This window comes from Variovorax sp. ISS6, from assembly GCF_056523145.1.
The window spans coordinates 4991642-5016684 of the sequence record NZ_JAWRZC010000001.1 but is presented as its reverse complement, the minus strand read 5'-3'; the positions used below and the strand labels follow the sequence as shown (position 1 = coordinate 5016684).

Annotated in this window: 21 protein-coding genes; 14 read left to right on the top strand and 7 right to left on the bottom strand. The window is 69.5% G+C overall.

Features of this window, described 5'->3' with window-relative positions:
• Positions 1 to 146: 146 nt before the first annotated feature.
• From AC1HIL_RS23325 to AC1HIL_RS23315, 3 genes are all read left to right on the top strand, one after another.
• A complete protein-coding gene (locus tag AC1HIL_RS23325; RefSeq protein ID WP_479670102.1) occupies positions 147 to 1115 on the top strand; it encodes a tripartite tricarboxylate transporter substrate binding protein in 969 nt (322 codons plus the stop codon).
• Positions 1116 to 1201: 86 nt separating this feature from the next.
• Positions 1202 to 2731, top strand: coding sequence for a sensor domain-containing diguanylate cyclase (locus AC1HIL_RS23320; protein WP_479670101.1), 1530 nt, complete (start codon positions 1202 to 1204; stop codon positions 2729 to 2731).
• 132 nt (positions 2732 to 2863) lie between these two features.
• On the top strand, positions 2864 to 4759 hold the full coding sequence (locus AC1HIL_RS23315) for a GspE/PulE family protein (protein ID WP_057593103.1): 1896 nt from the start codon (positions 2864 to 2866) through the stop codon (positions 4757 to 4759).
• 9 nt (positions 4760 to 4768) lie between these two features.
• Here AC1HIL_RS23315 and AC1HIL_RS23310 read toward each other — a convergent pair whose 3' ends face one another.
• Entirely contained in the window at positions 4769 to 5680 is a 912-nt protein-coding gene (locus AC1HIL_RS23310) for a response regulator transcription factor (RefSeq protein ID WP_057593104.1), read from the bottom strand.
• A complete protein-coding gene (locus tag AC1HIL_RS23305) occupies positions 5652 to 9068 on the bottom strand; it encodes a hybrid sensor histidine kinase/response regulator (protein ID WP_479670100.1) in 3417 nt (1138 codons plus the stop codon). Before AC1HIL_RS23305 ends, AC1HIL_RS23310 begins: the two co-directional genes overlap by 29 nt.
• A gap of 270 nt (positions 9069 to 9338) precedes the next feature.
• Here AC1HIL_RS23305 and urtA point away from each other — a divergent pair, with 270 nt between their 5' ends.
• The 8 genes from urtA to AC1HIL_RS23265 all read left to right on the top strand — a co-directional run bounded on the left by urtA (position 9339) and on the right by AC1HIL_RS23265 (position 16904).
• Positions 9339 to 10604 (top strand): urea ABC transporter substrate-binding protein, encoded by a 1266-nt coding sequence (gene urtA / locus AC1HIL_RS23300; protein WP_057593105.1) that lies wholly within the window; start codon positions 9339 to 9341, stop codon positions 10602 to 10604.
• A gap of 154 nt (positions 10605 to 10758) precedes the next feature.
• A complete protein-coding gene (gene urtB, locus AC1HIL_RS23295; protein ID WP_057593106.1) occupies positions 10759 to 11673 on the top strand; it encodes an urea ABC transporter permease subunit UrtB in 915 nt (304 codons plus the stop codon).
• Positions 11674 to 11698: 25 nt separating this feature from the next.
• Positions 11699 to 12883, top strand: coding sequence for an urea ABC transporter permease subunit UrtC (gene urtC, locus AC1HIL_RS23290; RefSeq protein WP_479670099.1), 1185 nt, complete (start codon positions 11699 to 11701; stop codon positions 12881 to 12883).
• Positions 12884 to 12897: 14 nt separating this feature from the next.
• Complete coding sequence (gene urtD, locus AC1HIL_RS23285; RefSeq protein ID WP_057593108.1) at positions 12898 to 13641, top strand: urea ABC transporter ATP-binding protein UrtD; 744 nt, start codon at positions 12898 to 12900, stop codon at positions 13639 to 13641.
• Between the two features lie 334 nt (positions 13642 to 13975).
• Entirely contained in the window at positions 13976 to 14677 is a 702-nt protein-coding gene (urtE, locus tag AC1HIL_RS23280) for an urea ABC transporter ATP-binding subunit UrtE (protein WP_057593109.1), read from the top strand.
• 27 nt (positions 14678 to 14704) lie between these two features.
• Positions 14705 to 15937 (top strand): formamidase, encoded by a 1233-nt coding sequence (gene fmdA / locus AC1HIL_RS23275; protein ID WP_057593110.1) that lies wholly within the window; start codon positions 14705 to 14707, stop codon positions 15935 to 15937.
• 21 nt (positions 15938 to 15958) lie between these two features.
• Positions 15959 to 16303: a zinc ribbon domain-containing protein gene (locus AC1HIL_RS23270; protein WP_479670098.1), complete on the top strand. Its 345-nt coding sequence runs from the start codon at positions 15959 to 15961 to the stop codon at positions 16301 to 16303.
• A gap of 250 nt (positions 16304 to 16553) precedes the next feature.
• Positions 16554 to 16904 carry a hypothetical protein gene (locus AC1HIL_RS23265; RefSeq protein WP_057593112.1) on the top strand — a complete coding sequence of 117 codons (351 nt, stop codon included), beginning with the start codon at positions 16554 to 16556 and terminating at the stop codon, positions 16902 to 16904.
• A 66-nt stretch (positions 16905 to 16970) separates the two neighbouring features.
• On the opposite strand, the gene AC1HIL_RS23260 is transcribed toward AC1HIL_RS23265, so the two are convergent.
• The 4 genes from AC1HIL_RS23260 to AC1HIL_RS23245 are packed head-to-tail and all read right to left on the bottom strand — an operon-like array spanning position 16971 to position 20815.
• Positions 16971 to 18092: an NAD(P)/FAD-dependent oxidoreductase gene (locus AC1HIL_RS23260; protein ID WP_479670097.1), complete on the bottom strand. Its 1122-nt coding sequence runs from the start codon at positions 18090 to 18092 to the stop codon at positions 16971 to 16973.
• Between the two features lie 5 nt (positions 18093 to 18097).
• Positions 18098 to 19075 carry a Bug family tripartite tricarboxylate transporter substrate binding protein gene (locus tag AC1HIL_RS23255; protein ID WP_057593113.1) on the bottom strand — a complete coding sequence of 326 codons (978 nt, stop codon included), beginning with the start codon at positions 19073 to 19075 and terminating at the stop codon, positions 18098 to 18100.
• A gap of 46 nt (positions 19076 to 19121) precedes the next feature.
• A complete protein-coding gene (locus tag AC1HIL_RS23250; protein WP_057593114.1) occupies positions 19122 to 19814 on the bottom strand; it encodes an RraA family protein in 693 nt (230 codons plus the stop codon).
• Positions 19811 to 20815, bottom strand: coding sequence for a hydroxyacid dehydrogenase (locus AC1HIL_RS23245; RefSeq protein WP_479670096.1), 1005 nt, complete (start codon positions 20813 to 20815; stop codon positions 19811 to 19813). The genes AC1HIL_RS23250 and AC1HIL_RS23245 overlap by 4 nt, the downstream gene beginning before the upstream one ends.
• Before the next feature lie 91 nt (positions 20816 to 20906).
• On the opposite strand from AC1HIL_RS23245, the gene AC1HIL_RS23240 reads away from it, so the two are divergent.
• The 3 genes from AC1HIL_RS23240 to AC1HIL_RS23230 are packed head-to-tail and all read left to right on the top strand — an operon-like array spanning position 20907 to position 24126.
• Positions 20907 to 21842 (top strand): LysR family transcriptional regulator, encoded by a 936-nt coding sequence (locus tag AC1HIL_RS23240; RefSeq protein ID WP_057593116.1) that lies wholly within the window; start codon positions 20907 to 20909, stop codon positions 21840 to 21842.
• Between the two features lie 11 nt (positions 21843 to 21853).
• Entirely contained in the window at positions 21854 to 23149 is a 1296-nt protein-coding gene (locus AC1HIL_RS23235) for an aspartate carbamoyltransferase (protein ID WP_479670095.1), read from the top strand.
• A gap of 44 nt (positions 23150 to 23193) precedes the next feature.
• Complete coding sequence (locus AC1HIL_RS23230; protein WP_261207153.1) at positions 23194 to 24126, top strand: MurR/RpiR family transcriptional regulator; 933 nt, start codon at positions 23194 to 23196, stop codon at positions 24124 to 24126.
• On the opposite strand, the gene AC1HIL_RS23225 is transcribed toward AC1HIL_RS23230, so the two are convergent.
• Entirely contained in the window at positions 24113 to 24967 is an 855-nt protein-coding gene (locus AC1HIL_RS23225) for an HAD-IIA family hydrolase (protein WP_261207154.1), read from the bottom strand. The genes AC1HIL_RS23230 and AC1HIL_RS23225 overlap by 14 nt on opposite strands.
• Positions 24968 to 25043 lie beyond the last annotated feature (76 nt).

The following is a 25043-nucleotide window of genomic DNA, read 5'->3' as shown; positions in this document are numbered from 1 at the left end:
TTTTCGAACCGGCGGGATTCACTGTAGCCGGCGCCGGACTTCGGCGGCCCGGTGATTCATTTCATATATGAACGCCGGCCAGTGAACGTATTGGACAGACCGCCACCCCCGTTCGCACCATGCGGTTCCCACCAAGGAGTCCCCCGATGAATCTTCCTCGCACGCTGCTCGCGGGCCTGCTGCTCGTTGCCGCCGGCATCGCCGCGCCGGCCCTGGCCCAGGGCTTTCCCGATCGCCCGGTCACGCTGGTCGTGCCCTATCCGGCCGGCGGCTCGGCCGACATCCTGGCGCGCACGGTGGGGCAGAAGCTGGCGGCGCAGCTCGGGCAGCCGGTGGTGGTCGAGAACAAGGGCGGCGCCGGCACGGCGATCGGCGCGCGCTTCGTCGCGGAAGCGAAGCCCGACGGCTACACGCTGCTGCTCGGCACGGTGAGCTCGCAGGCCATCAACCCGGCGATGTCCAAGGTCGGCTACGACCCGGTGAAGGACTTCGTGCCGGTCAGCGCGCTGGCATCGATCCCCTTCGTGCTGGTGGCCCATCCCAGCGCGCCCTACGGCAGCGTGGCCGAGCTGCTCGCGGCGGCCCGGCAGGCGCCGGGATCGATCAGCTATGCCTCGGCCGGCCCCGGCACCTCGAACCACCTGGCCGGCGAGATGCTGGCCTCGGCCGCCAAGCTCAAGCTGCTGCACGTGCCCTACCGCGGCAGCGCGCCGGCGCTGGCCGACGTGCTCGCGGGCCACGTGCCGCTGATGTTCGACCTGCAGACCACGTCGCTGCCCAACATCGCCACCCACAAGCTCAAGCCGCTGGCCGTGACCGGCAGCCGGCGCAGCCCGCTGCTGCCCGATGTGCCCACGGTGGCCGAGAGCGGGCTGCCGGGCTTCGAGGTCAGCGCCTGGTTCGGCGTGTTCGCGCCCGCGAAGCTGCCGCCGCCGGTGCTCAGGCAACTGTCGGCCGCCATGGCGAAGGTGCTCGAGGACCCGGCGCTGGCGCAGCGGCTGCGCGAGATCGGCGCCGAGCCCGATCCGCGCAATGCCGCGCAGTTCACCGCCTACGTCGGCGAGGAGGCCGGCAAGTACGCGGCGGTCGTGAAGACCGCGGGGCTCGCACCCTGACCGGCCGCTGACGCGGGATCGTGCGCAGGCCGGCGGGGCCGGATACCGGCGAGAATCCGGCCGCCTTCACTGCCGCCAGGTTTCCCGTGTTCCAACGTCCCTCCATTGCCGTGCGCACGATGGCCTTCGTGGCCGCCGTGTGCCTCGCCCTCGTGGGGCTCGACATCTGGCACAGCTGGGAGTCGCGCACGGTGCTGCTCGAGCAGATGGGCGTGGCGACCTCGAACCTGTCGCGCGCGCTGGCGCAGCAGGCCGACGACACCATCAAGCAGGCCGACACCGTGCTGGTCGGCGTGGTCGAGCGCATCGAGCACGAGGGCACGGGGCCGGCCCAGGTCGAGCGGCTGCGCCGCGTGCTGGCCGCGCAGGTGGCCGAGCTGCCGCAGCTCGACGCGCTGCACGTCTACGACCAGGACGGCAACTGGGTCGCGAACTCCCGTGCGGCGCCGCCGCAGAACCTCAACAACGCGGACCGCGAGTACTTCGTCTTCCACCGCGACCACCCCGACCGCGGCCCGCACATCGGCATTCCGGTGACGAGCCGCACCAACGGCAAGCGGCTGATCCCGGTGTCGCGCCGCATCGACCATGCCGACGGCAGCTTCGCGGGCGTGGCGCTCGCGAGCATCGACGTCGACTTCTTCCTCAGGTTCTACGACAGCCTCGACATCGGCAAGGGCGGCGCCGCGGCGCTGATCCTCGAGAGCGGCACCATGATGGTCCGCCGCCCCTTCGGCCCGGAGATGGTGGGGCGCGACATGCGCGGCTCGCAGCTGTTCACTTCGTACAAGGAGAACGGCCCGGTCGGCACCGCCTACATCAAGTCGGCGCAGGACGGCGTGCTGCGGCTCAACAGCTTCCGGCGGCTCGACCACTACCCGCTGTTCGTGGGCGCGGCGCTGTCCAAGGACGAGATCCTCGCGGGCTGGTGGAAGGACACCTTCTGGCATTCGGGCGGCGTGCTGGCGCTCAGCGCCGTGGTGGCCTTCGTCGGCCTGGGGCTGGTGCGCCAGATCGAGCGGCGCACGCGCACCGAGGCCGAGCTGCTGCGCGCGCGCGACGCGCTCGAGGCGCTCAACAAGACGCTCAACACGCTGGCGATGGAGGACGGCCTGACGGGCCTCGCGAACCGGCGCCAGTTCGACGTCGCGCTCGACACGGAGTTCGGCCGCGCGGTGCGCAATGCCAGCACATTGGCGCTGATCCTGCTCGATGTGGACCGCTTCAAGGAATACAACGACATCTACGGCCACACGGCCGGCGACGAGTGCCTGCAGAAGATCTGCCGCACCATCGCCAACGTGGCGGCGCGCCGGCCCGGCGACCTCGCGGCGCGCTATGGCGGCGAGGAACTCGCGGTGCTGCTGCCGGGCACCGACGTCGAGGCGGCCGCGCTGCTGGCCGAGCGCATCCGCGCCGCGGTGCGCGCGCTCGAGATCGAGCATGTTGGTGCCATCGACGGCTTCGTCACGCTGAGCGCGGGTGTGGACGCGCTGCGGCCCGAGGCCGGCGCCTTGCAGCCGAAGGAGCTGGTGCGCGGCGCCGACAAGGCGCTGTACGTCGCCAAGTCGGGCGGGCGCAACCGCGTGTGCACCAACGAGACACCGGTGACCTGAACACTTGCGTACTCAGGAGTCCCGCCGGGTAGCGGGCCCTCGCGCGGCGCTCTACGATCGCGCATCCCGCGCGCCGCGATGGCATCGCCGTCCGGCGCGCCGCCCAACCCGACAACAGGAAAAGAACAAGCCATGTCATTCACAGAAGTCGCCGTGCCCGAGCAGCTCGTGCGCGCGCTCGACGCGCAGAGCCGGATGCCGATCACGCGGATCGGCGAGGCGCTGGTCGCGCTCGGCATGATCACCGGCGACCAGCTCGCCGCCGGGCTGCGCCAGCAGCGCCGCGAGCCGCTGGTGCCGCTGGGCGAGACCCTGGTGCGCATGGGCGCCGTGAGCCGCGGCCAGCTGCAGACCGCGCTGGTGCGCAAGATGGGCTATCCGCTGGTCAACCTGCACGTGTTCCCGCCCGCGGCCGAGGCGCTGCGCAAGGTCGCGCATGGCGTGGCGCGGCGGCTGCAGGTCATGCCGCTGATGCTGCACGAAGGGCGGCTGGTGATCGCGATCGACGATCCCACGAGCCGCTACTCGGTGATCGACGAGGTGCAGTTCGTCGCGCAGATGAAGGTGATCCCGGTGGTGGGCCAGTGCCTGGACCTCGACGCCGTGCTGGCCGCGGCCTACGAGAAGATCGGCGACGCGGCCGACGGCGGTGGCGGCGGCGCGGCCCACCTCGACCCGATGCGCCCGCTCGAGTTCGACATGGCCGGCACCACCGAGCTGCTGCAGACGCTCGAGAAGGAGGGCCCGGCGCCGGCACCGGCGGAAACGCCGATCGAGCAGTCGGACAACTCGCTGGTGCGCATGATCAACAGCATGATCCAGGAGGCGCATCGCGAGGGCGCCTCGGACATCCACATCGAGAGCTACCCGGGCCAGGAGAAGACGCGCATCCGCTTCCGTCGCGACGGGCTGCTCTACACCTACCTCGAGCTGCCGCCGAGCTACCGCAACGCGATCGTGGCGCGCGTGAAGATCATGTGCGACCTCGACATCAGCGAGAAGCGCAACCCGCAGGACGGCAAGATCAACTTCGCCAAGTACTCGCCGCAGCACAAGATCGAGCTGCGCGTGGCGACCATTCCCACCAACAACGGCCTCGAAGACGTGGTGATGCGGATCCTGGCCTCGGCCAAGCCGCTGCCGATGCAGTCGCTGGGCCTGTCGCCCGACAACCTGCGGCGCCTGACCCACGCGGTGGAACGGCCCTACGGCATGGTGCTGTGCGTGGGCCCCACGGGGTCGGGCAAGACCACCACGCTGCATTCGGCGCTCATGCACATCAACACGCCCGAGCGCAAGATCTGGACCGCCGAGGACCCGGTGGAGATCACGCAGAACGGGCTGCGCCAGGTGCAGATCAATCCGCGCATCGGCTGGACCTTCGCCAAGGCGCTGCGCGCCTTCGTGCGCGCCGATCCCGACGTGATCATGGTCGGCGAGATCCGCGACGAGGAGACCGCGAAGACCGCGATCGAGGCCTCGCTGACCGGCCACCTGGTGCTGTCGACCCTGCACACCAACAGCGCGCCCGAGACAGTGACGCGCCTGCTCGACATGGGCATGGACCCGTTCAACTTCGCCGACTCGCTGCTCGCGGTGCTGGCGCAGCGGCTGGTGCGCCGCATCTGCGGCCACTGCGTGCGCAGCGCGCCCGCGAGCGAGGAGGCGGTCGAGGAACTGCTGGCCGACTACCTGCACGCCTTCCCGGCCGAGGAGATCCCGGCGCGCCGGCAGGCCACGCTCGATGGCTGGCTGCAGCGCTTCGGCCGCGACGGGCGGCTGCACCTGCACAGCGGCGCGGGCTGCGAGCACTGCGCGAAGACGGGCTTCCGCGGCCGCGTCGGCATCCACGAGCTGATGACGGTCTCGAAGGAGCTGCGCCGGCTGGTGCAGGGCGGGGCGCGCGCCGAGGAACTGCTGCAGGCGGCGTTGAAGGAAGGCATGCGCACCCTGCGCCAGGACGGCATCGAGAAGGTGCTGGCCGGCCAGACCACGATCGAGGAAGTGCGCGCGACCAGCAACGCCTGAGGGCGCGCCTCAATCGAACCGGCCGCTGGCCAGCGCCGCCGCTGCCGCGCGGGTCTCCACGCCGAGCTTCTCGAAGATGTGCTCGAGGTGCTTGTTCACCGTGCGCGGGCTGGTGCCGAGGATCTCGCCGATGTCGCGGTTGGTCTTGCCCTTGGCGAGCCATGACAGCACCTCGGTCTCGCGCGGCGTGAGCGCGGCCTCGGCCAGCCGCGCCGACGAGGCGCCGCCCGCGCCCTCGCGCTGCACCGCGAACAGCAGCATGGTCTCGCCGAGCGCGGCCGCGCCGAGGTTGCGCACCGACAGCCGGATGCCGGCCGCCGTGACCACGCCGAGGGTGGCGCCGGGCGCCAGCGCGGCCTCGAGCGCGCGCGGCAGCAGGCCCGGCGCGCGTGCCTCGCCCAGCGCATGCAGCCACAGGCCGGCCTGCGGCGAGCGCCAGGCGACGCGCCCGCGCGCATCGACGAAGACCACGCCCATGCCGGCCACGTCGACCGCGTCGCGCGCCATGCGCGTGATGCGGGCGTTGCGCGCATGGGTGTGCAGGCGTGCCAGCACCTCCTGCGCGCGGATCGGCTTCACCACGTAGTCGACGCCGCCGCATTCGAAGCCCTCGACCACGTCGGCGGTTTCCGAGAGACCGGTCATGAAGATCACCGGGATGTGCGCGAGCGCCGCGTCGGCCTTGATGCGGCGGCAGGTCTCGAAGCCGGAGAGGCCGGGCATCATGCCGTCGAGCAGGATGGCGTCGGGCACCACCAGCGCGAGCCGCTGCAGCGCCGATTCGCCGTCGGCCGCCACCAGCACGGTGTAGCCGCTGGCCTCGAGCGTGTCGCACAGCATGCCCAGGCTGCTGGGGGCGTCGTCCACCACCAGCACCACGGGGCGTTCGGCTTCAGGAAGGGGAGGCGAGGGTGTCAGCATCTTCGGCGAGGGCTTGGCGGAGGGAGTCGAGTTCGAAGCGCGCGACCATGCCGCGCAGCCAGGTGCAGGTGGCGGCCGCGCCCGGCGAGCGGGCGGCCAGCCGGTCGAGCGCCTGGTGCAGGCCGCGCACGTGGCCCATCTGCACCAGCCGCATCAGTTCGGCGCGCTCGTCCTCGCCGAGCAGCAGCCGCGGCGGGCGAACCGGCGCGAGCTCCTCGTCGGCTCGCGGGCGCAGCGCGTCGGCGGCATCGAGCCATTCGAGGCCGAGGTGGCGCTCGAGCGTGGCGATCAGTTCGGACTCGATCACCGGCTTGCCCACGAAGGCCTGGCAGCCCGCGGCGCGCAGCCGCTCGGCCTGGTTCTCGAACATGTTGGCCGAGACGATGATGATCGGCAGCGCATCGAAGCCCGAGGCGCGCACCAGGCCCGCGGTCTGCCAGCCGTCGAGGTCGTCCATGCTGAGGTCGAGCAGGATCGCCGAGGGCAGCTCCTCGCGCAGGCTGTCGAGGCACTCGGTGCCGCTCGCGGCCTCGCGCACCTCGAAGCCCAGCGGCGCCAGCATGCCGGCCAGCATCTGGCGCTGCACCGGCTGGTCGTCCACCACCAGCAGCGTGCGGCGCTCGCCGAGGTAGCCCGACACCGGCTGGCGCAGCGCGCCGGCCCTGGCCTGCGGGCCGGGGTCGGCCACCGCGCGCAGGTAGACGCGCACGCTGAAGGTGCTGCCGGCCGAGGAGGTGTCGGCCAGCTTGAGTTCGCCGCCCATCAGCGAGGTCAGCAGTCCGGTGATCGTGAGGCCCAGGCCGGTGCCGGGCTCGCCGCGCCGGCGCCCGGCCGCGCCGCGCTCGAAGGGCAGGAAGATGCGCTGGTGGTCCTGCGGCGCCACGCCGATGCCGGTGTCGATCACGTCGAAGCGCAGCACCTCGCGGCGCGCATCCACGTGCAGCGTGACGGTGCCGCTGTCGGTGAAGCGCACGGCATTGGTCAGCAGGTTGATGAGGATCTGGCGCAGCCACTTGGCGTCGGCATGCACCCAGGGCGGCAGCCGCCCGGCGTGGGTGTAGACGAAGGCCAGGCCCTTGTTCTCGGCCTGCGGCCGCACCATGTGCACCACCTGGTCGAGGAAGGCCGGCAATGCCAGCGGCGCCGGCTCGAGCTGCAGCCGGCCGGCCTCGATGCGCGCGAGGTCGAGCAGGCCGTCGATCAGGCCCAGCATGTGCTCGCCGCTGCGGTGGATGGTCTGCACCGCCTCGCGCGGCGGCAGCGCGGCGTCGCCCTTGAGCAGGATCTGCGAGTAGCCCAGGATGCTGTTGAGCGGCGTGCGCAGCTCGTGCGTCATGCCGGCCACGTAGCGGGTCTTGGCCTGGTTGGCCGCCTCGGCCGCTTCCTTGGCGGCCTGCAGCGCGGCATCGGTGCGCTGGTGGGCCTCGATCTCGAGCGTGAGCAGGTGGTTGTGGCGGTTCGACTCCTCCTGCGCCATCTGCCGGCTCTCGCTGCCCAGCACCACCCACCAGGCCGCCACCGCCGCCACCAGCGACAGCAGGGTGAAGACCTTGAGGAAGGCGTCGCGCAGCCGCGGATCGACCGCGCTGGCGCCGGTGATCGCCTCCTGCGCATAGACCACGCCCATCACCGTGGCCAGCAGCGCCACCAGCGAGGCCGCCACCATCAGGTAGTGGGCGACGCGGAAGTTGAGCCGCGCCGACAGCGCCGGCGGCAGCAGCGACTGCAGCCAGCCGCTCATCTGCTCGGCCGCGCGCGAGTCGGTCTTGCAGCGGTCGTGGCAGCGCGACTCGAGCGTGCAGCACAGCGAGCAGATCGGCGCGCTGTAGGCCGGGCAGTGCGCCATGTCCTCCGATTCGAAGCCGTTGTCGCAGACCGAGCACTTGACGATCTGCCCCGGCGTCCAGTGCGCGATGTCGCGCCGCGCGAGGTAGTAGCGCCCGCGCGTGCGCCAGGCCAAAAGCGGCGAGACCGCGAGCGCGGTGGCCAGCGCGATGAAGGGCGAGAAGGAGCGCGCCCACTGGCCGATGGCGCCCGAGTAGGCCAGCATCGCGAGCGCCGCCGCCACCAGCGTGGCGACCAGGCCCACGGGGTTGATGTCGTAGAGGTGGGCGCGCTTGAACTCGATGGTCTTCGGGCTCCAGCCCAGCGGCTTGTTGATGACCAGGTCGGCCACCAGCGCGCCGACCCAGGCGATCGCGATGTTGCTGTAGAAGCCCAGCACATGCTCGAGCGCGGCGAACACGCCCAGCGCCATCAGCAGGATCGCGATCACGACGTTGAACACCAGCCACACCACGCGGCCCGGATGGCTGTGCGTGAGCCGCGCGAAGAAGTTCGACCAGGCCAGCGAGCCGGCATAGGCGTTCGTGAGGTTGATCTTCATCTGCGAGACCACCACGAACAGCACCGTGATGCCGAGGATCCAGCCCGGGTCGCGCAGCACGTAGGCGAAGCCCGTGAGGTACATCTGCGTCGGCTCGATCGCATGGTTGGCCGGGATCTCGTGCTGCAGCGCGAGGAAGGCCAGGAAGGCGCCGCCCATCATCTTGAGCATGCCCGGCACGATCCAGCCGGGTCCGGCCACCAGCACCGCGGTCCACCAGCGCGCGCGGTTGGCGGCCGTCTTCTCGGGCAGGAAGCGCAGGTAATCGACCTGCTCGCCGATCTGCACCACCAGCGAGAAGGCGACCGTGGCGGCGGCGCCGAACATCAGCGGATCGAAGCCGCTGCTGTTGGAGACCCGGCCCACGAGGCCGGTGAAGTCGGCATAGAGCTCGGGCTTCTTGAGCAGCACCGCGACGAAGGGGCAGACGAACAGCACGATCCAGATCGGCTGCGTCCACAGCTGCAGCCCCGAGATCAGCGTGATGCCGCGCGCCACCAGCGGAATGATGACCAGCGACGACACCAGGTAGAGCAGCCACAGCGGCCAGTCGAGGTACATCTGCAGCGCGAGCGCGAGGATGGCGGCTTCGAGCGCGAAGAAGATGAAGGTGAAGCTCGCGTAGATCAGCGAGGTGAGGGTGGAGCCCAGGTAGCCGAAGCCGGCGCCGCGCGTGAGCAGGTCCATGTCGACGCCGTGGCGCGCCGCGTAGTAGGAGATCGGCAGGCCCGTGAGGAAGGTGATCAGCCCCACCACCAGGATCGCCCACAGCGCGTTCGAGAAGCCGTAGCTCAACGCGATCGCGCCGCCGATGGCCTCGAGCGCGAGGAAGGAGGTGGCGCCGAAGGCCGCGTTCGCGACCCGGAACTCCGACCACTTGCGGAAGCTGCGCGGCGTGTAGCGCAGCGCGTAGTCCTCCAGCGTCTCGTTCGCGACCCAGGCGTTGTAGTCGCGCCGGATGCGAAAGATCTTCTGCCCGCTCACGGAATTGACGGAAGGCATCGGGGTGTCTCGTGGAGACGGCGACGGCGAGGGGATCGGCATGGTGCAGCTGCATTGCAAGAAGCGCTCCGTGCCCGCCGTGCGCCCCCCGGTCCGTCGTCGTCGGTCCCGCGAGTCTGCGGGCAGGCGATGCGCGGGCCGCTACGTTGAATGACGTATTCGCGCAGCGGCCAGTGATTTCTAAAGTTCCAGCCATGGTGCCAGCCGCACCGTCCGATGCACTTCGATGGTGCGCGGCCTGTACTTTCCTCAACCTGCTGGAGTTCTTCGATGTCGCGTGATTCCGATCTTTCCCTCGATGCCCTGGCATTGCGTCGCCGCCGCCTGCTGCAAGGCGCCGCCGCGCTGCCCGTGATGGGCCTGAGCGGCCTGAGCTTCGGCCAGGGCCAGTTCCCCACGGCCAAGGTCAACACCACCAAGCTGGCCGTGACCGACACCGAGGTGACGGTGGGCCAGCTGCATTCGTCCACCGGCACGATGGCGATCTCGGAGACCGGCTCGATCCAGGCCGAGCAACTCGCGATCGACCAGATCAACGCGATGGGCGGCATCCTGGGCCGCAAGATCAAGGTCATCAAGGAGGACGGCGCCTCCGACTGGCCGACCTTCGCCGAGAAGTCGAAGAAGCTGCTGGTCAACGACAAGGTCGCGGCCGTCTTCGGCTGCTGGACCAGCGCCTCGCGCAAGGCCGTGCTGCCGGTGTTCGAGAAGGAGAACGGCCTCCTGTACTACCCGACCTTCTACGAAGGCCTGGAGCAGAGCAAGAACGTGATCTACACGGGCCAGGAAGCGACGCAGCAGATCATCTGGGGCCTGGACTGGGGCGCGAAGGAGAAGAAGGCGAAGACCTTCTTCCTCGTCGGCTCCGACTACATCTGGCCGCGCACCTCGATGAAGATCGCGCGCAAGCACATCGAGAACTTCCAGAAGGGCTCGGTCAAGGGCGAGGAGTACTACCCGCTGGGCCACACCAACTTCAACTCGCTGATCAACAAGATCAAGGTCGCCAAGCCCGACTGCATCTTCGCGGCCGTGGTGGGCGGCTCGAACGTGGCCTTCTACAAGCAGCTCAAGGCCGCGGGCATCACGGGCGACAAGCAGTTCCTGCTGACCCTGGCCGTGACCGAGGACGAGATGACCGGCGTGGGCGGCGAGAACTTCGCGGGCTTCTACTCGTCGATGAAGTACTTCCAGTCGCTCGACAACGAGAACAACAAGAAGTTCGTCGCCGCCTTCAAGGCCAAGTACGGCAAGGACGCGGTGATCGGCGACGTCACGCAGGCCGGCTACCTCGGCCCGTGGCTGTGGAAGGCCGCGGTCGAGAAGGCCGGCAGCTTCGACGTCGACAAGGTGGTGGCGGGCTCGCCGGGCATCGAACTCAAGACCGCGCCCGAGGGCTACGTGAAGCTCGACGCGAACCACCACCTGTGGAGCAAGGCGCGCATCGGCCAGGGGCAGCCGGACGGGACCTTCAAGGTGGTGGCGGAGTCGGCCGAGCTGATCAAGCCGGATCCGTTCCCCAAGGGCTACCAGTAATCCCTGCCTGCCTGTCTCTGTCTTTCTCCCTCCCCCTCTGGGGGAGGGCAGGGGTGGGGGCAAGCGGCGTCACCACCGCGCACGCCGCATGCCCCCATCCCGACCTTCCCCAGAGGGGGAAGGAGCAACTACCCCAACACCTGGAACTGTCGCCATGACGCTGTCGGACATGTGGAACATCGGCCTGATGCAGGGCTTCGCGGGGCTGAGCCTCTTCGCGGTGCTGCTGCTCATGGGCCTGGGGCTCGCGATCATCTTCGGCCAGATGGGCGTCATCAACATGGCGCACGGCGAGTTCATGACCATCGGGGCCTACTCGGTCTTCCTCGCGGCGCAGGTCACCGAGCACCTGGCACCGGCCTTCATGCCGTACTACTTCCCGATCTCGATCGCGCTGGCCTTCGTGTTCGCCTTCATCGTCGGCTGGCTGGTGGAGTGGGCGCTGATCCGCCATCTCTACAAGCGGCCGCTCGACACGCTGCTCGCGACCTGGGGCGTGAGCCTCGGGCTGCAGCAGATCTTCCGCACCTTCATCGGTCCGAAGGAAGTGAGCCCGACCCTGCCAGAGTGGCTGATGGGCTCGTGGACGCCGCATGAGGGCCTCGACATCCCGATCAACGGCATGTTCGTGCTGGTGCTCACGGCGCTGGTCACGGGCGGCGTGCTGATCGCGCTGCACCGGAGCCGCTGGGGCCTGCGGGTGCGCGCCACGGTGGCCAACCGCACGATGGCCAACGCCACCGGCATCGACACGAAGAAGACCGACCGCCTGACCTTCGCGATCGGCTGCGGCATCGCGGGCGTGGCGGGCGCGGCCTTCACCACCATCGGCTCGACCGGGCCGACCTCGGGCTCGCTCTACATCGTCGACGCCTTCCTGGTCGTCACCTTCGGCGGCGCGGCCAGCCTGCTGGGCACCGTGGTCTCGGCCTTCGGCATCGCGCAGACGCAGTCGGTCTCGGAGTTCTTCATGACCGGCTCGATGGCCAAGGTGCTGACGCTGTCGCTGATCGTGCTGATCCTGATGATGCGGCCGCAGGGCCTGTTCGCCGTCAAGGTGCGTCGCTGACTTTCGCTTTCCCGGAGAACTCCCGATGAATTTCCTCAAGGCCTCGATCCAGCGCTACCAGCTCGGCAGCCTGCTGCTTCTGGTGCTGCTGCTCGCGGTGGTGCTGCCGCTGTCGCTCGACATCTTCCGACTCAACCTGGTGGGCAAGTACCTCACCTATGCCTTCGTCGCCGTGGGGCTGGTGATGGTGTGGGGCTACGGCGGGGTGTTGAGCCTCGGGCAGGGCGTGTTCTTCGGGCTCGGCGGCTACGCGATGGCGATGTTCCTCAAGCTCGAGGCCTCCGACCCGGTGTCGACGAAGATCCAGTCGACGCCGGGCATTCCCGACTTCATGGACTGGAACCAGATCACGGCGCTGCCGGCGTTCTGGCTGCCGTTCAAGAGCCTGCCGCTGACCTTGATCCTGGTGGTGGCGGTGCCGATGGCACTGGCCTGGTTGATCAGCTTCGCGATGTTCAAGCGCCGCGTGGGCGGGGTCTACTTCGCGATCATCACGCAGGCGGTGGCGCTGATCCTCACGGTGCTGATCATCGGCCAGCAGGGCTACACCGGCGGCGTGAACGGCATGACCGACCTGAAGACGATGCTGGGCTGGGACACGCGCACCGACAGCGCGAAGTACATCCTCTACTACGTCTGCGTGGCGCTGCTGGTGGCGGCCATTGTGCTGTGCCGCTGGGTCCAGACCAGCAAGCTTGGCACCTTGCTGCTGGCGATGCGCGACAAGGAGGACCGGGTGCGCTTCTCGGGCTACGACGTGTCGAACTTCAAGGTCTTCACCTTCTGCCTGGCGGCCGGGCTCTCGGGCATCGGCGGCGCGATGTTCGCGCTGCAGGTGGGCTTCATGTCGCCGAGCTTCGTGGGCATCGTGCCCTCGATCGAGATGGTGATCTTCTGCGCGGTGGGCGGCCGCATGAGCCTGGTGGGCGCGGTCTACGGCGCGCTGCTGGTGAACGCGGGCAAGACGCTGTTCTCGGAGAGCTTCCCGGACCTGTGGCTGTTCCTGATGGCCGGGCTGTTCATCGGCGTGACGATGGCCTTCCCGATGGGCCTGGCGGGCCTGTGGGAAGAAAAGATCCGTCCGTGGTGGAAGTCGCGTCGCCAGGCATTGCGCGAGGCCGCGGTCAAGCCGCCTGCAGTGGCCGCTGCTCCCGTCGTGCCCGAACCTGAACCCACGCTGCCCGAAGGCGTGGGCAGCCAGCGCGCCTGAACTGGAGACCGACCATGAGCAACACCGATTTCGCGCTCGCCGTGGAAGACCTCAGCGTGTCCTTCGACGGCTTCAAGGCCATCGACGACCTCACGCTCTACATCGACCGCAACGAGCTGCGCGTGATCATCGGCCCGAACGGGGCCGGCAAGACGACGCTGCTCGACCTGATCTGCGGCAAGACGCGCGCCAGCAGCGGCAGCATCAAGTTCAAGAACACCGAGCTCACGAAGATGGCCGAGCACAAGCGCGTGCGGCTGGGCATCGGGCGCAAGTTCCAGACCCCCTCGATCTACGAGAACCTCAGCGTGTTCCAGAACCTCGAGGTGTCGTTTCCCAAGGGCCGCTCGGTGTTCGGCGCGCTGGCCTTCCAGTGCGACGACGAAGTCAAGGCACGCGTGCAGGCCGTGGCGACGGAGATCGGCCTGGCCGACCGGCTCGACACCGAGGCGGGCCTGCTGAGCCATGGCCAGAAGCAGTGGCTGGAGATCGGGATGCTGCTGATGCAGGAACCCGAGCTGCTGATGCTCGACGAACCCATCGCCGGCATGAGCGCGCGCGAACGCGAGCTCACGGCCGAACTGCTCAAGCGCATCTGCCAGAACCGCGCGGTGATCGTGATCGAGCACGACATGGCTTTCGTGAAGCAGATCGCGCACAAGGTCACTGTGATGCACCAGGGAAAGATCCTGGCCGAGGGGCCGATGGAGAAGGTGCAGGCGGATCCGAAGGTCATCGACGTTTATTTGGGGCATTGATGCGTCTGTTTTGTGCTCTTCGTTCGGGGCGGGCTCACGCCGACGGGGTACTCCCCTCCGCGAATGTCCCCCGGCCTTCGGCCTCCTCCTTGATTTCGCTGCGGGGAGTACCCCATCGACGTGAGCCGGGACACGGCCGTAGAACCGGCCGCACAACGACTGCGCTCCTCGTGCACAGGGCAGTGGGTGCTTCCCGCAGCGAAATCAAGGAGGAGCCGAAGGCGGGGGACATTCGCGGAGGGAAGTACCCGCTGTCCTGTGCACGTGCCCCGAACCGTCGTGCTTCGAACAGCAGCGCCCCCCAAAAAGAACACGCAGGAACAAAGGCCCAACAATGAGCAACATCAACCTCAAGGTAGAAAACCTCCACGTAGCCTACGGCCAGAGCGAAGCCCTGCACGGCATCTCGTTCGAGGGCATGGCCAACGAGACCGTCGCCATCATGGGAAGAAACGGCATGGGCAAGACCACGCTGTTCAAGAGCCTCATGGGCGTGCTCCCCCTCAAGAGCGGCCGCATCGAGGTCGCGGGACAGGATGTTTCGCGCGACGAGAGTTTCAGGCGCGTTGCCAAGGGCATCGCCTACGTGCCGCAGGGCCGCATGATCTTCCCCACGCTGACCGTCGAGGAGAACATCGAGACCGGCCTCGAGAACTCCAGGACCCGCCGCATCCCCGAGGAGATCTACGCGCTCTTTCCCGTGCTGTGGGACATGCGCCGGCGCAAGGGCGGCAACCTCTCGGGCGGGCAGCAGCAACAGCTGGCCATCGCGCGTGCCCTCGTCACCGATCCCAAGGTGCTGCTGCTCGACGAGCCCACCGAGGGTATCCAGCCTTCGATCATCAAGGACATCGCCAAGGCGCTCAACGAGATCCGCAAGCTGCGCGGCCTGACCATCGTCGTGTCGGAGCAGGTGCTGAGTTTTGCCATGGACGTGGCCGACCGCCTGTTCGTGATCGAAGGCGGGCGCCTCGTGCACGAGACCGCGCGCGACAAGACCGACGTCGAGCGCATCAAGGCCTATCTCTCTGTTTAACCACAACCCCAACCAGGAGCCACTGCAATGACGGACACGCTGATCAAGGTCGATCTGACCAAGTCGCCCACCGAGAACGAGATGATCCACAACCGCTGGCATCCGGACATCCCGATGGCCTGCTGGGTCAATCCCGGCGACGACTTCATCCTCGAGACCTTCGACTGGACCGGCGGCTTCATCAAGAACAACGACAGTGCCGACGACGTGCGCGACATCGACCTGAGCACCGTGCACTACCTCTCGGGCCCCGTGGGCGTGAAGGGCGCCGAGCCCGGCGACCTGCTGGTGGTCGACCTGCTCGACATCGGCGCCAAGCAGGACAGCCTCTGGGGCTTCAACGGATTTTTCTCGAAGAAGAACGGTGGCGGCTTTCTCACCGATCATTTTCCCGAGGCGCAGAAATCGATCTGGGACTTCAAGGGCATGTTCACCAGCTCGCGCCACATCCCCGGCGTGAACTTCGCGGGCCTGATCCATCCGGGCCTCATCGGCTGCCTGCCCGACAAGCCCATGCTCGACATGTGGAACGAGCGCGAGAAGGCGCTGATCGCGACCGACCCCGATCGCGTGCCGGGCCTGGCCAACCCGCCGTTCGCGGGCACCGCCCACATGGGCAAGATGACCGGCGAGGCGCGTGCCAAGGCCGCGGCCGAGGGCGCGCGCACCGTGCCGCCGCGCGAGCATGGCGGCAACTGCGACATCAAGGATCTGTCGCGCGGCTCGAAGGTGTTCTTCCCCGTCTACGTCGACGGCGCGGGCCTCAGCGTGGGCGACCTGCACTTCAGCCAGGGCGACGGCGAGATCACCTTCTGCGGCGCCATCGAGATGGCCGGCTGGGTGCACATGAAGGTCTCGCTGATCAAGGGCGGCATGGCCAAGTACGGCATCAAGAACCCGATCTTCAAGCCCAGCCCCATCACGCCGCAGTACAACGACTACCTGATCTTCGAGGGCATCTCGGTCGACGAGAGCGGCAAGCAGCACTACCTCGACGTCAACGTGGCCTATCGCCAGGCCTGCCTCAACGCCATCGAGTACCTGAAGAAGTTCGGCTACTCGGGCGCGCAGGCCTACTCGATACTCGGCACGGCACCGGTGCAGGGCCACATCAGCGGCGTGGTCGACGTGCCCAACTCCTGCGCCACGCTGTGGCTGCCCACGGGCATCTTCGACTTCGACATCAATCCCAACGCCACGGGGCCGGTGAAGATGATCGACGGCAGCATCGACATGCCGCTGTCGCCCGACCTGCGCTGAGGCATTGGAGAAGGAAGCCGCATGCCCACCTACGACTACGACTGCGCACGCTGCGGCGGCTTCGAGGCGCTGCGCCCCTCGGCGCTGCGCGACGAGCCCGCCGCCTGCCCCGACTGCGGCGGCGCCTCGCCGCGCGTGCTCTCGGCCGCGCCGCGGCTCGCGCTCATGGCGGCCGACACGCGCCTCGCGATGGCCACCAACGAGCGCGCAAGGCACGAGCCCGCGAGCTCGCGCGACTACGCGCGATTGCGCCATCCATCGGGCTGCGGATGCTGCTCGACGAATGCGCGCCGCGGTGCCACGGTGACCGCGTCGAACGGTGCCAAGTCGGCACCGTCGCGGCGGCCCTGGATGATCTCGCATTGAGGATTTGGCAAGTTTTCATGCATGCGTCGGAAGCATGCAAAGGATGCGTGAAAGTAGTGCTTTCGGCCGATCTCCCTATGAAAATGGCAGATTCGGTGGCTCGCTCGCATGCGTGAAACTTGCCCAAAACTTTCTTGATTGTTTCGAAACGGCGAACGCCGTGATTCTTTTTGCGGTGATTCAAAAGGGTCGAACAGGATCAAACTTCTCCTCACGGACAAACCACCGTTCAACCTGAAGGAGATACCAAATGACCGCCTCGAAGATCCTCGCCGCCGTTGCCGTTGCCCTGCTTGCCGCCACCGGCGCACATGCCGAAACCTATGACGGCGTCCACACCGTGCACTCCACCGTCTCGCGTGCCGAAGTCGAATCGCAAGCCGTGGCCGCCGCCCGTGCCGGCGACGCCTACAGCGAAGGTGCCACCGCCGGTGCGCAGCCCTTCAGCTCGACCGCCGATCGCTCGGCCGTCCGTGCCGAAGCCGTTGCCAAGGCCCACGATCCGCTGCAAAGCCTGGACCGCCGCGCCTTCTACCGCGACGAAGTGCCGCAAGCCTACAAGAAGCCCAGCGTGTCGTTCACGCGCCAAGCCGGCCTGTGAGCCAGCGCCGCAGCCATGGCACCTCGGGTGCCGACAGGAACGGGCCTTCGGGCCCGTTTTTTTTGTCTAGCCCATCGCCGACACCAGCCCCGCCACGTGCGCGCCCAGCGCGAGCGAAGCGGTCAGCCCCGGCGACTCGATGCCGAACAGGTTGACCAGTCCGGGTATCCCGTGCACCCGCGGCGTCTGGATCACGAAGTCCGTCGCCGTGTTGTGCATCGACGAGCCCGGTCCCGCGAGGCGCGGGCGGATGCCGGTGTAGCCGGGCTGCAGCTCGCCGTCGCGCAGGCCGGGGTAGTAGCGGCGCACCGCGGGATAGAAGGCCGCTTCGCGCGAGGCATCGAAGCCGTAGTCGACGCCGTCGCGCCAGCCCAGGTCGGGGCCGAACCGGCACTGGCCGCCGAGGTCCAGCGTCACGTGCGCGCGCAATGCGCCATCGCGCCCCGCCGGGTACACGAGATGGCGAAACGGCGACGGCCGCGCGAGCGAGAAGTAGTGGCCGATCGCGTGGTACAGCGGCGGCACCCGTTCGGCCGGCATGCCCTCGATGCGCGAGGCGACCGCCTGCGCACCCAGGCCGGCGGCGTTCACCACCGTGCCGCACAGCACGCTCGTCTCCTCGGCGCCGCCCACGTCGAGCACGATGCCGTCCGCGGTCGGGCGCGCGGCCAGCACGCGGCTGTGCAATGCGAGCGCGGCGCCCGCGCGTTCCGCATCGCCCAGGTACGACAGCATCAGCGCGTGGCTGTCGACGATGCCGGTCGAGGGCGAATGCAGTGCGCCCACGCACGCCACCTCGGGTTCCATCTCGCGCGCCTCGGCCGCGCCGATGAGGCGCAGGTCGGTCACGCCGTGCGCCGCGCCCAGCTTCAGGTAGTTGTCGAGCTCGGGCAGCTCGGCGTCCTCCACCGCCACGATCAGCTTGCCGATGCGCCGGTGGCCGATGCCGCGCTCGGCGCAATAGGCGTACAGCGCGGCCTTGCCGGCCACGCACAGCCTTCCCTTGAGCGAGCCCGGCGCGTACGAGAGACCCGCATGGATCACCTCCGAGTTGCGCGCGCTGGTGTGCGTGCCGATGGCGTGCTCGGCCTCGAGGATCACCACCTCGCGCCCGGCCAGCGCGAGCGAGCGCGCGATCGCGAGGCCCACCACGCCGGCGCCGATCACGGCGCAGTCGATCCGGTCCATGCGCTTCAGTCCAGCTTGATGCCGGCGTCGCGGATCAGCGCGCCCCACTTGGCGTGCTCGGCGCGGATGTAGGCATCGAACTGCTGCGGCGTACCGGTGACGGGGACGCTGCCTTCCAGCGCGAGCTTGTCCTGCACCTCCTTGCGCGCCACCACCTTCACCACGGCGGCGTTGAGGCGCGCCACCACGTCGGCGGGCAGTCCGGCCGGACCGACCAGCCCGACCCAGGTCGTCGCCTCGAAACCCGGGAAGCCCTGCTCGGCCACCGTGGGCACGTCGGGCAGCGCGGGCAGCCGCTGTGCCGAGGTGACGGCCAGCGCGCGCGCCTTGCCGCCCGAGAGCTGCGGCATCACCGACACGCTGCTGCCGAAATACAGGCCGATCTGTCCGCCCAGCAGGTCGGTCATGGCCGGGCCCGCGCCCTTGTACGGCACCTGCAGCACCTGGAGGCCCGCGCGGCGCGCGAGCATCTCGCCGGCCAGGTGGCCGACCGTGCCGCTGCCGGCCTGCGCGATGCTGAACTGGCCCGGCCTGGCCTTGGCGGCCTTGACGAAGTCAGCCAGGGTGCGCAGCGGCGAGTCGGCGCGCACCGCCAGCACCACGGGCTGCGCCGCCACTTCGGCGATGGGCGTGAAGTCCTTCAAGGCGTCGAAGGGCATCTTCGGATAGAGCCAGGGGTTGATCGTGAGGTTCGAGGTCTGCCCCATGCCGATGGTGTAGCCGTCGGGCGCGGCCTTGGCCACTGCGTCGAGGCCGATGTTGCCGGCGGCGCCCGGCTTGTTGTCGATGACGACCGTCCAGCGCTCGAGCACGGTGAGCCGCTCGGCGATCAGGCGCGAGGTGGCGTCGGTGCCGCCGCCCGGCGTGAAGGGCACCACCAGCCGCAGCGGCTTCTGCGGCCAGTCGTTCTGCGCGCGCGCCATGCCGGCGGCCTGGGCCAGCGCGGCGAGGGTGGTGGCCTGCAGGAAATTTCTTCGGTCCATGTCTTGTCTCCTTGGGTTCTCGTGGCTCTCTCGGCGGGGGCGGGGCTCAGACCGGCAGGCCCTTGGCGCGCAGCACGGCGTCGAAGCGCTCGGGATCGGCGGTGCCGGCGCGGTTGGCCTCGCGGATTGCCGCCTCGCGGGCCAGGTGCGCGCGCGTCTTCTCGAGCACGCTCGCGGCTTCGGCGGCCGGCACGGCGATGACGCCGTCGGCATCGCCCACCACCAGGTCGCCCGGCAGCACGACCAGGCCCGCGCACGAAACGGGCACGTTCACCTCGCCCGGGCCGTCCTTGCTCGGGCCGCGGTGCGTGTGGCCGCGCGCGAAGATCGGCATGCCGTCCCCGGCCCACTCGCACAGGTCGCGCACCGCGCCGTCGATGACCAGGCCGGCCAGCTGTCGCGCGATGCAGGTGGTGCGCATCAGCCCGCCGACCAGCGCCTGCGTGAGGTCGGCGCCGCCGTCGACGACCAGCACGTCGCCCGGCGCGACCATCGTCAGCGCCTTGTGGATCATCAGGTTGTCGCCGGGCCGCACGCGCACGGTGACGGCCGGGCCGCACAGCACCGTGTCGAGCCGCGCGTGGTACTGGCGCAGGCCGACGGTGCCGATGTGGCGGCTCATCGCGTCGCCGATGGCGGCCACGGGCAGCGCGCGAAAGGCATCGACGATGGCGGCATCGGGGCCCGCGGCGCGTGGGTTGATGCGGTAGCCGGGCGGCCAGGAAAGGGGCGTGGTCATGCGTTGACTCCGTGGGCGGGGATGGAGGAGGAAAGGACCTGCGGGTTCACGCAGGCCGAGGGATCGGCGGGACGGCCCTGCAGCCAGCCGAGCACGTTGCGCGCGGCGCCTTCGGCCATGGCCGCGAGCGCGGCCGGCGTGGAGCCGCCGACGTGCGGCGTGAGCACCACGTTGGGCAGGGCCGCCAGCGGGCTGTGCGCGGGCAGCGGCTCGTCGGCCATCGTGTCGAGGCCGGCGGCGTGCAGGTGGCCGCTTCGCAGCGCGTCGACGAGCGCGGCCTCGTCGACCACCTCGCCGCGCGCCGTGTTGACGAGGATCGCGCCGCGCGGCAGGGCCGCGAGCTGTGCCGCGCCCAGCATCCGGTGCGTGTGGCGGTTGAGCGGCACGTGCAGGCTCAGCACCTCGCTCAGCGGCAGCAGCGCCTCGACCGAGGGCAGCATGCGCACGCCGGCCACCGGGGTCGCGCCTTCGCCGATCGCGGGATCGAACGCGGCCACCCGCATGCCCAGCGCCAGGCCCACGCGCGCCACGCGCTGGCCGACCTGGCCGAAGCCGACCAGGCCCAGGGTCCGGCCCTGCAGCTCGACGCCGTCCTGCGCACGCGACCAGCGGCCCTCGTGCAGCTCGCGGTCCATCCAGCCGATGCGGCGCGCGGCGGCGAGCATCAGGCCCAGCGTCATCTCCGCCACCGAGGGCGCGTTGGCGCCGGGCGTGACGTAGACCGGGATGCCGCGCGCCGTGGCGGCCTCGACGTCGATGTTGCTCACGCCCACGCCGTGCTTCGAGACCACCTTCAGCGTGGGACAGGCGGCGATGGCCCGCGCCGACAGCGGCACGGTGCGCGAGACGACCGCGTCGACGGGTTCGCTGGCCATCAGGCGTTCGACCTCCTCGGCGCTGTCCGCGTGCGTGAGGTAGAGGATGCGCGCGCCGGCCGCGGCGAGCAGGTCGGTGCCGGCCTTGGCCAGGCGCGGCGCGGTCACCAGGACGGTGGGCTTCATGGGTCTCCTTGCGATGCGGGGCGGATTCTCGAAAGCCCAACTCATTCCGTCCAATCGATAATGTTCATTCAATGATTCCTCGGAGCTATGAATGGACATACAGCTGCGCGACCTGAAGTACTTCGAGGCGGTGGCCGACGCGGGCCACCTGGGCCAGGCCGCCGACAAGCTCGGCCGCACCCAGCCCGCGCTCACCAAGGCCGTGCAGCGGCTCGAGGAAGCCTTCGGCAGCGCGCTGTTCGAGCGCAAGGGCCGCGGCATCCAGCTCACCGCCGTGGGCGAGGTGCTGCTGGCGCGCGCGCGGCTGCTGCGCGGCGCCACCGAGGAGGCGTTGCGCGAGGTCAGCGATTTCGCCAAGGGCAACGCGGGCCATGTGCGCATCGGCAGCGGCCCCATCGCCGCGGAGCACGTGCTGCCCGAGGTCTGCAACCTGCTGCTGGCCGAGGCCGGCGACACGCGCATCGACATCACCGTCGCGCCCAGCATGGCGCTGCGCGAGCGGTTGCGCGAAGGCGCCATCGACCTGCTGATCGGCCTCATGCCCGAGCACGACCCGGCCTTCGTCACGCATTCGATCGTCGAGGACGTGGTGGTGGTCGCGGCCAGTCCGCAGCACCCGGTGTTCGACATGCCGCGGCCCACGATGAAGGCCCTGCTGCAATGGCGCTGGGTGCTGCCGGCCGATCCCATTCCCAGCCGCCAGTGGCTCGATGCGACCTTCCAGTCGCGCGGGCTGCCGCTGCCGACCGTGCAGGTCAACGCCAACTCGATCCCGCTGCTGCCGCGGCTGATCTCGCGCACCGACCTGCTGAGCTTCCTGTCGCGCCACACGCTGGGCGCGGCGGGGCGCGAAGGCACGCTGCGCGAGGTGCCGCTCAAGGAAACCACGCTGCGCCGCCACTTGGGCGTCACCTACCGCAAGGAGGGCTACCTGTCGCCCGCGGCGCGGCGGCTGGTGACGCTGCTGCGCAGCGAAGGGGAGCAGCTTTTTTCCACGGCGTTGTCAAAATATACGCATTGCGTATAAACTCGCGGCCCATGAACATGCCGCAACAGGTGCTCCTCCGCGACGCGATGCGTCAGCTCAACATGACGCGCGACGCCTTCGCCAAGCGCATCGGCAGCCGGAGAAGGGCGCTCGATGCCTGGCTGCTGCCCGACGAGTCGAACGAATTCCGGGCCATGCCCGAGGTCGCACGGCGCTTCGTGAGCGAGATCCTGGCCTCCAGTGGGCGGCCCAGCGAATATACGCAGAGCGCACATGATGGCGCGCTGCGCCGGTCGCTCCATGTCGACGGCGCGCAGCACCTGCTGTCGGTGGCCCAGTTCGACCGCGATGCCATCGACGAGCTGTTCCGGCTCGCCGACGTGATGCAGCCGATCGCGCGCCGCCGCAAGGTCAGCCGCGTGCTCGAGGGCGCGGTGCTGGCCAACCTGTTCTTCGAGGCCAGCACGCGCACGCGCGTGAGTTTCGGCGCGGCCTTCTGCCGGCTCGGCGGCTCGGTCTGCGACACGACGGGCTTCACCTTCTCCTCGATGGCCAAGGGCGAATCGATCCGCGACACCAGCCGCGTGATCAGCGGCTATGCCGACGCGATCGTGGTGCGCCATCCCGAGCAGGGCTCGGTCGCCGAATTCGCGCGCGCCACCAATGTGCCGGTCATCAACGGCGGCGACGGGCCGGGCGAGCATCCGAGCCAGGCGCTGCTCGACCTCTACACCATCCAGCGCGAGTTCTCGCGCCTGGGCAAGCTGGTCGACGGCGCGCATGTCGCGATGGTCGGCGACCTCAAGTACGGCCGCACCGTGCATTCGCTGATCAAGCTGCTCGCGCTGTACCGCGGCCTGAAGTTCACGCTGGTCGCGCCGCCGCAGCTCGCGATGCCGGCGGAAATCGTGGCGCTGGTGAGCCGCAACGGCCACGTGGTGGAGACCGCCACCGCGCCGGCGCGGGCGCTGGCTGGCGCCGACGTGGTCTACGCGACGCGCATCCAGAAGGAGCGCTTCGCGCACGACGAGGTGCTGGAGGGCTTCGACCAGGCCTTCGCGATCGACCGCGCGCTGGTCGATGCTTCGTGCCGGAAGGACGTGGTGCTGATGCATCCGCTGCCGCGCGACGGCCGCCCGGGCTCGCACGACCTGAGCACGGACCTCGACAACGACCCGCGGCTGGCGATCTTCCGCCAGACCGACAACGGCATCCCGGTGCGCATGGCGATCTTCGCCACGCTGCTGGGCGTGGACAAACTGGTGAGCCGCTCGATGCGCGACGCGGCCTGGGCGCCGCCCTCGCACATCGGCCCCGACGACAGCAGCTTCCACGGCCTCGACTGAGGGATGCGCGAAACCGCCATCGAGCGCGGGTAAGCTCGCCGCCCATGAAGCGCAACTCCACCGCCAAGTCCACCAGCGTCACCCCCGCGCCCAACGGCAAGGCCTCGGCCGCCGATGCCTCCGGCGGCGCCCCGGTGTTCGCGGTGCTCGCGCGCATCGAGACCCTCTGGTCCTCGCTCGGCCCGGTGGGCCAGCGCATCGCCGACTTCATCGTGAAGAATCCGCGCGAGGTGGTCCACATGTCGGTCAGCGAGGTGGCCGAGCGCACCGGTTCGAGCGAAGGCAGCATCGTCGGCCTGTGCAAGAACCTCGGCGCCACCGGCTTCCAGCAGATCAAGATCGCGCTGGCGCAGGAGATCGTGCGGCCGGTGCAGTTCATCCACGAGGACCTCGATCCGCAGGACGCGGCCGATGCGGTGATCCGCAAGATCTTCCAGAGCAACGTGCAGACCCTGCACGACACGCAGGCCACGCTCGACGCCGGTTCGATGGAGCGCGCGGTGAAGCTGCTGCGCGATGCCGAGCGCATCGAGATCTACGGCATCGGCAGCTCCGCCACCATCGCCGAGGACGCGCATTACCGCATGCTGCGCATCGGCCTCAACGCGAAGGTGGTGGTCGATTCGCACGTGCAGGCGATCAGCGCCTCGCTCACCGACTCGCGGGTGGCGGTGCTGACCATCTCGCACTCGGGCAGCACGCACGAGACCGTGACCGCGACGCGGCTGGCCAAGGAGGCCGGCGCCTCGACCGTGTGCATCACCAACTTCGGCAAGTCGCCGATCCAGGCCTTCGCCGACGTGCTGCTGTTCACCATGGCGCGCGAGACCAACTTCCGCACCGAGGCCATGACCAGCCGGCTCGCGCAGCTCGCGATCATCGACGTGCTGATCGCCTGCCTGGCGCTGTCGGACTACGACACCTCGGTGCGCACGCTGCGCCAGACCTTCGACGTGCTGTCGCTCAAGCGGTACTGAGGCGGCTGCGCTCGCTCGGCCGCGCGGGCAGGGCAGTCACCTCGGCCGTGGCGCGCGCATGCAGCAGGCCGGCGACCGACGGCGCCACCGCCTCGGGCGCGGTGCCGACCAGCAGGCAGGCCATGCCCAGCCGCGCGGCGCCCGCGGCATCGGTGGCCGGGTTGTCGCCGATCACCACCGTGCTCGCGGGCTCGGCGCCCAGGCAGCGCAGGCCCTCCTCGAACAGCAGCGGCTCGGGCTTGCCGACGATGCGCCAGGGCTGCGCGCCGCTGGCCGTGAGCACGGCCGCGAGCAGCGAGCCGGTCTCGGGCACCACGCGGCCGTGCGGGCCCGGATGGGTGGCGTCGGCGTTCGTGACCACCAGCCGCGCGCCGCGCAGCAGCTCGTTGGCCACCGCGCCGAGCCGGGCATGGCTGAAGCGCATGTCGAGCGCGAGCAGCACGAATTCGGCCTCGGACGCGACCAGCCGGAAGCCGAGCGCGCGCGCATGGCGCTGCAAGGCGGGCGTGCCCACCACCATCAGCCGCGCGGTGGGGTGCTGGCGCGCGAGCAGGCTCACGGCGAGCTCGCCGGCCAGCACGATGCGCTCGGGCGGCGCGCGCAGGCCGAGCCGGCGCAGCCGCAGCGCGAGGCCCTGGGCGGTGTGGGTCGAGTTGTTCGACACGATCGCGAAGCGGCCCTCGAAACGCTCGAGCAGCTCGGCCGCGCCGTCGATGGCCTCGTTCTGGCGCACCAGCGTGCCGTCGAGGTCGAGCAGCAGGTGGCGCGCCTGCGCGAGCGGTGCCAGGTCCGCTGCCGCGGGGCCTCCCGGCGCCCGGGTCTTGGATGCGATGTTCTTCATGGATCTCCGGTTCGGGCCATCGGGGGAACGGGGTGTCCTGGCCGTGGGGCGGGATTGTATTGAACATTGCTCAGTT

Bases quoted from the DNA above. Each gene is read 5' to 3' on its own strand.
- AC1HIL_RS23325 (WP_479670102.1), top strand. From the start codon at position 147: ATGAATCTTCCTCGCACGCTGCTCGCGGGCCTGCTGCTCGTTGCCGCC.
- AC1HIL_RS23315 (WP_057593103.1), top strand. From the start codon at position 2,864: ATGTCATTCACAGAAGTCGCCGTGCCCGAGCAGCTCGTGCGCGCGCTC.
- AC1HIL_RS23310 (WP_057593104.1), bottom strand. From the start codon at position 5,680: ATGCTGACACCCTCGCCTCCCCTTCCTGAAGCCGAACGCCCCGTGGTG.
- AC1HIL_RS23305 (WP_479670100.1), bottom strand. From the start codon at position 9,068: ATGCCTTCCGTCAATTCCGTGAGCGGGCAGAAGATCTTTCGCATCCGG.
- urtA (WP_057593105.1), top strand. From the start codon at position 9,339: ATGTCGCGTGATTCCGATCTTTCCCTCGATGCCCTGGCATTGCGTCGC.
- urtB (WP_057593106.1), top strand. From the start codon at position 10,759: ATGACGCTGTCGGACATGTGGAACATCGGCCTGATGCAGGGCTTCGCG.
- urtC (WP_479670099.1), top strand. From the start codon at position 11,699: ATGAATTTCCTCAAGGCCTCGATCCAGCGCTACCAGCTCGGCAGCCTG.
- urtD (WP_057593108.1), top strand. From the start codon at position 12,898: ATGAGCAACACCGATTTCGCGCTCGCCGTGGAAGACCTCAGCGTGTCC.
- urtE (WP_057593109.1), top strand. From the start codon at position 13,976: ATGAGCAACATCAACCTCAAGGTAGAAAACCTCCACGTAGCCTACGGC.
- fmdA (WP_057593110.1), top strand. From the start codon at position 14,705: ATGACGGACACGCTGATCAAGGTCGATCTGACCAAGTCGCCCACCGAG.
- AC1HIL_RS23270 (WP_479670098.1), top strand. From the start codon at position 15,959: ATGCCCACCTACGACTACGACTGCGCACGCTGCGGCGGCTTCGAGGCG.
- AC1HIL_RS23265 (WP_057593112.1), top strand. From the start codon at position 16,554: ATGACCGCCTCGAAGATCCTCGCCGCCGTTGCCGTTGCCCTGCTTGCC.
- AC1HIL_RS23260 (WP_479670097.1), bottom strand. From the start codon at position 18,092: ATGGACCGGATCGACTGCGCCGTGATCGGCGCCGGCGTGGTGGGCCTC.
- AC1HIL_RS23255 (WP_057593113.1), bottom strand. From the start codon at position 19,075: ATGGACCGAAGAAATTTCCTGCAGGCCACCACCCTCGCCGCGCTGGCC.
- AC1HIL_RS23250 (WP_057593114.1), bottom strand. From the start codon at position 19,814: ATGACCACGCCCCTTTCCTGGCCGCCCGGCTACCGCATCAACCCACGC.
- AC1HIL_RS23245 (WP_479670096.1), bottom strand. From the start codon at position 20,815: ATGAAGCCCACCGTCCTGGTGACCGCGCCGCGCCTGGCCAAGGCCGGC.
- AC1HIL_RS23240 (WP_057593116.1), top strand. From the start codon at position 20,907: ATGGACATACAGCTGCGCGACCTGAAGTACTTCGAGGCGGTGGCCGAC.
- AC1HIL_RS23235 (WP_479670095.1), top strand. From the start codon at position 21,854: ATGAACATGCCGCAACAGGTGCTCCTCCGCGACGCGATGCGTCAGCTC.
- AC1HIL_RS23230 (WP_261207153.1), top strand. From the start codon at position 23,194: ATGAAGCGCAACTCCACCGCCAAGTCCACCAGCGTCACCCCCGCGCCC.
- AC1HIL_RS23225 (WP_261207154.1), bottom strand. From the start codon at position 24,967: ATGAAGAACATCGCATCCAAGACCCGGGCGCCGGGAGGCCCCGCGGCA.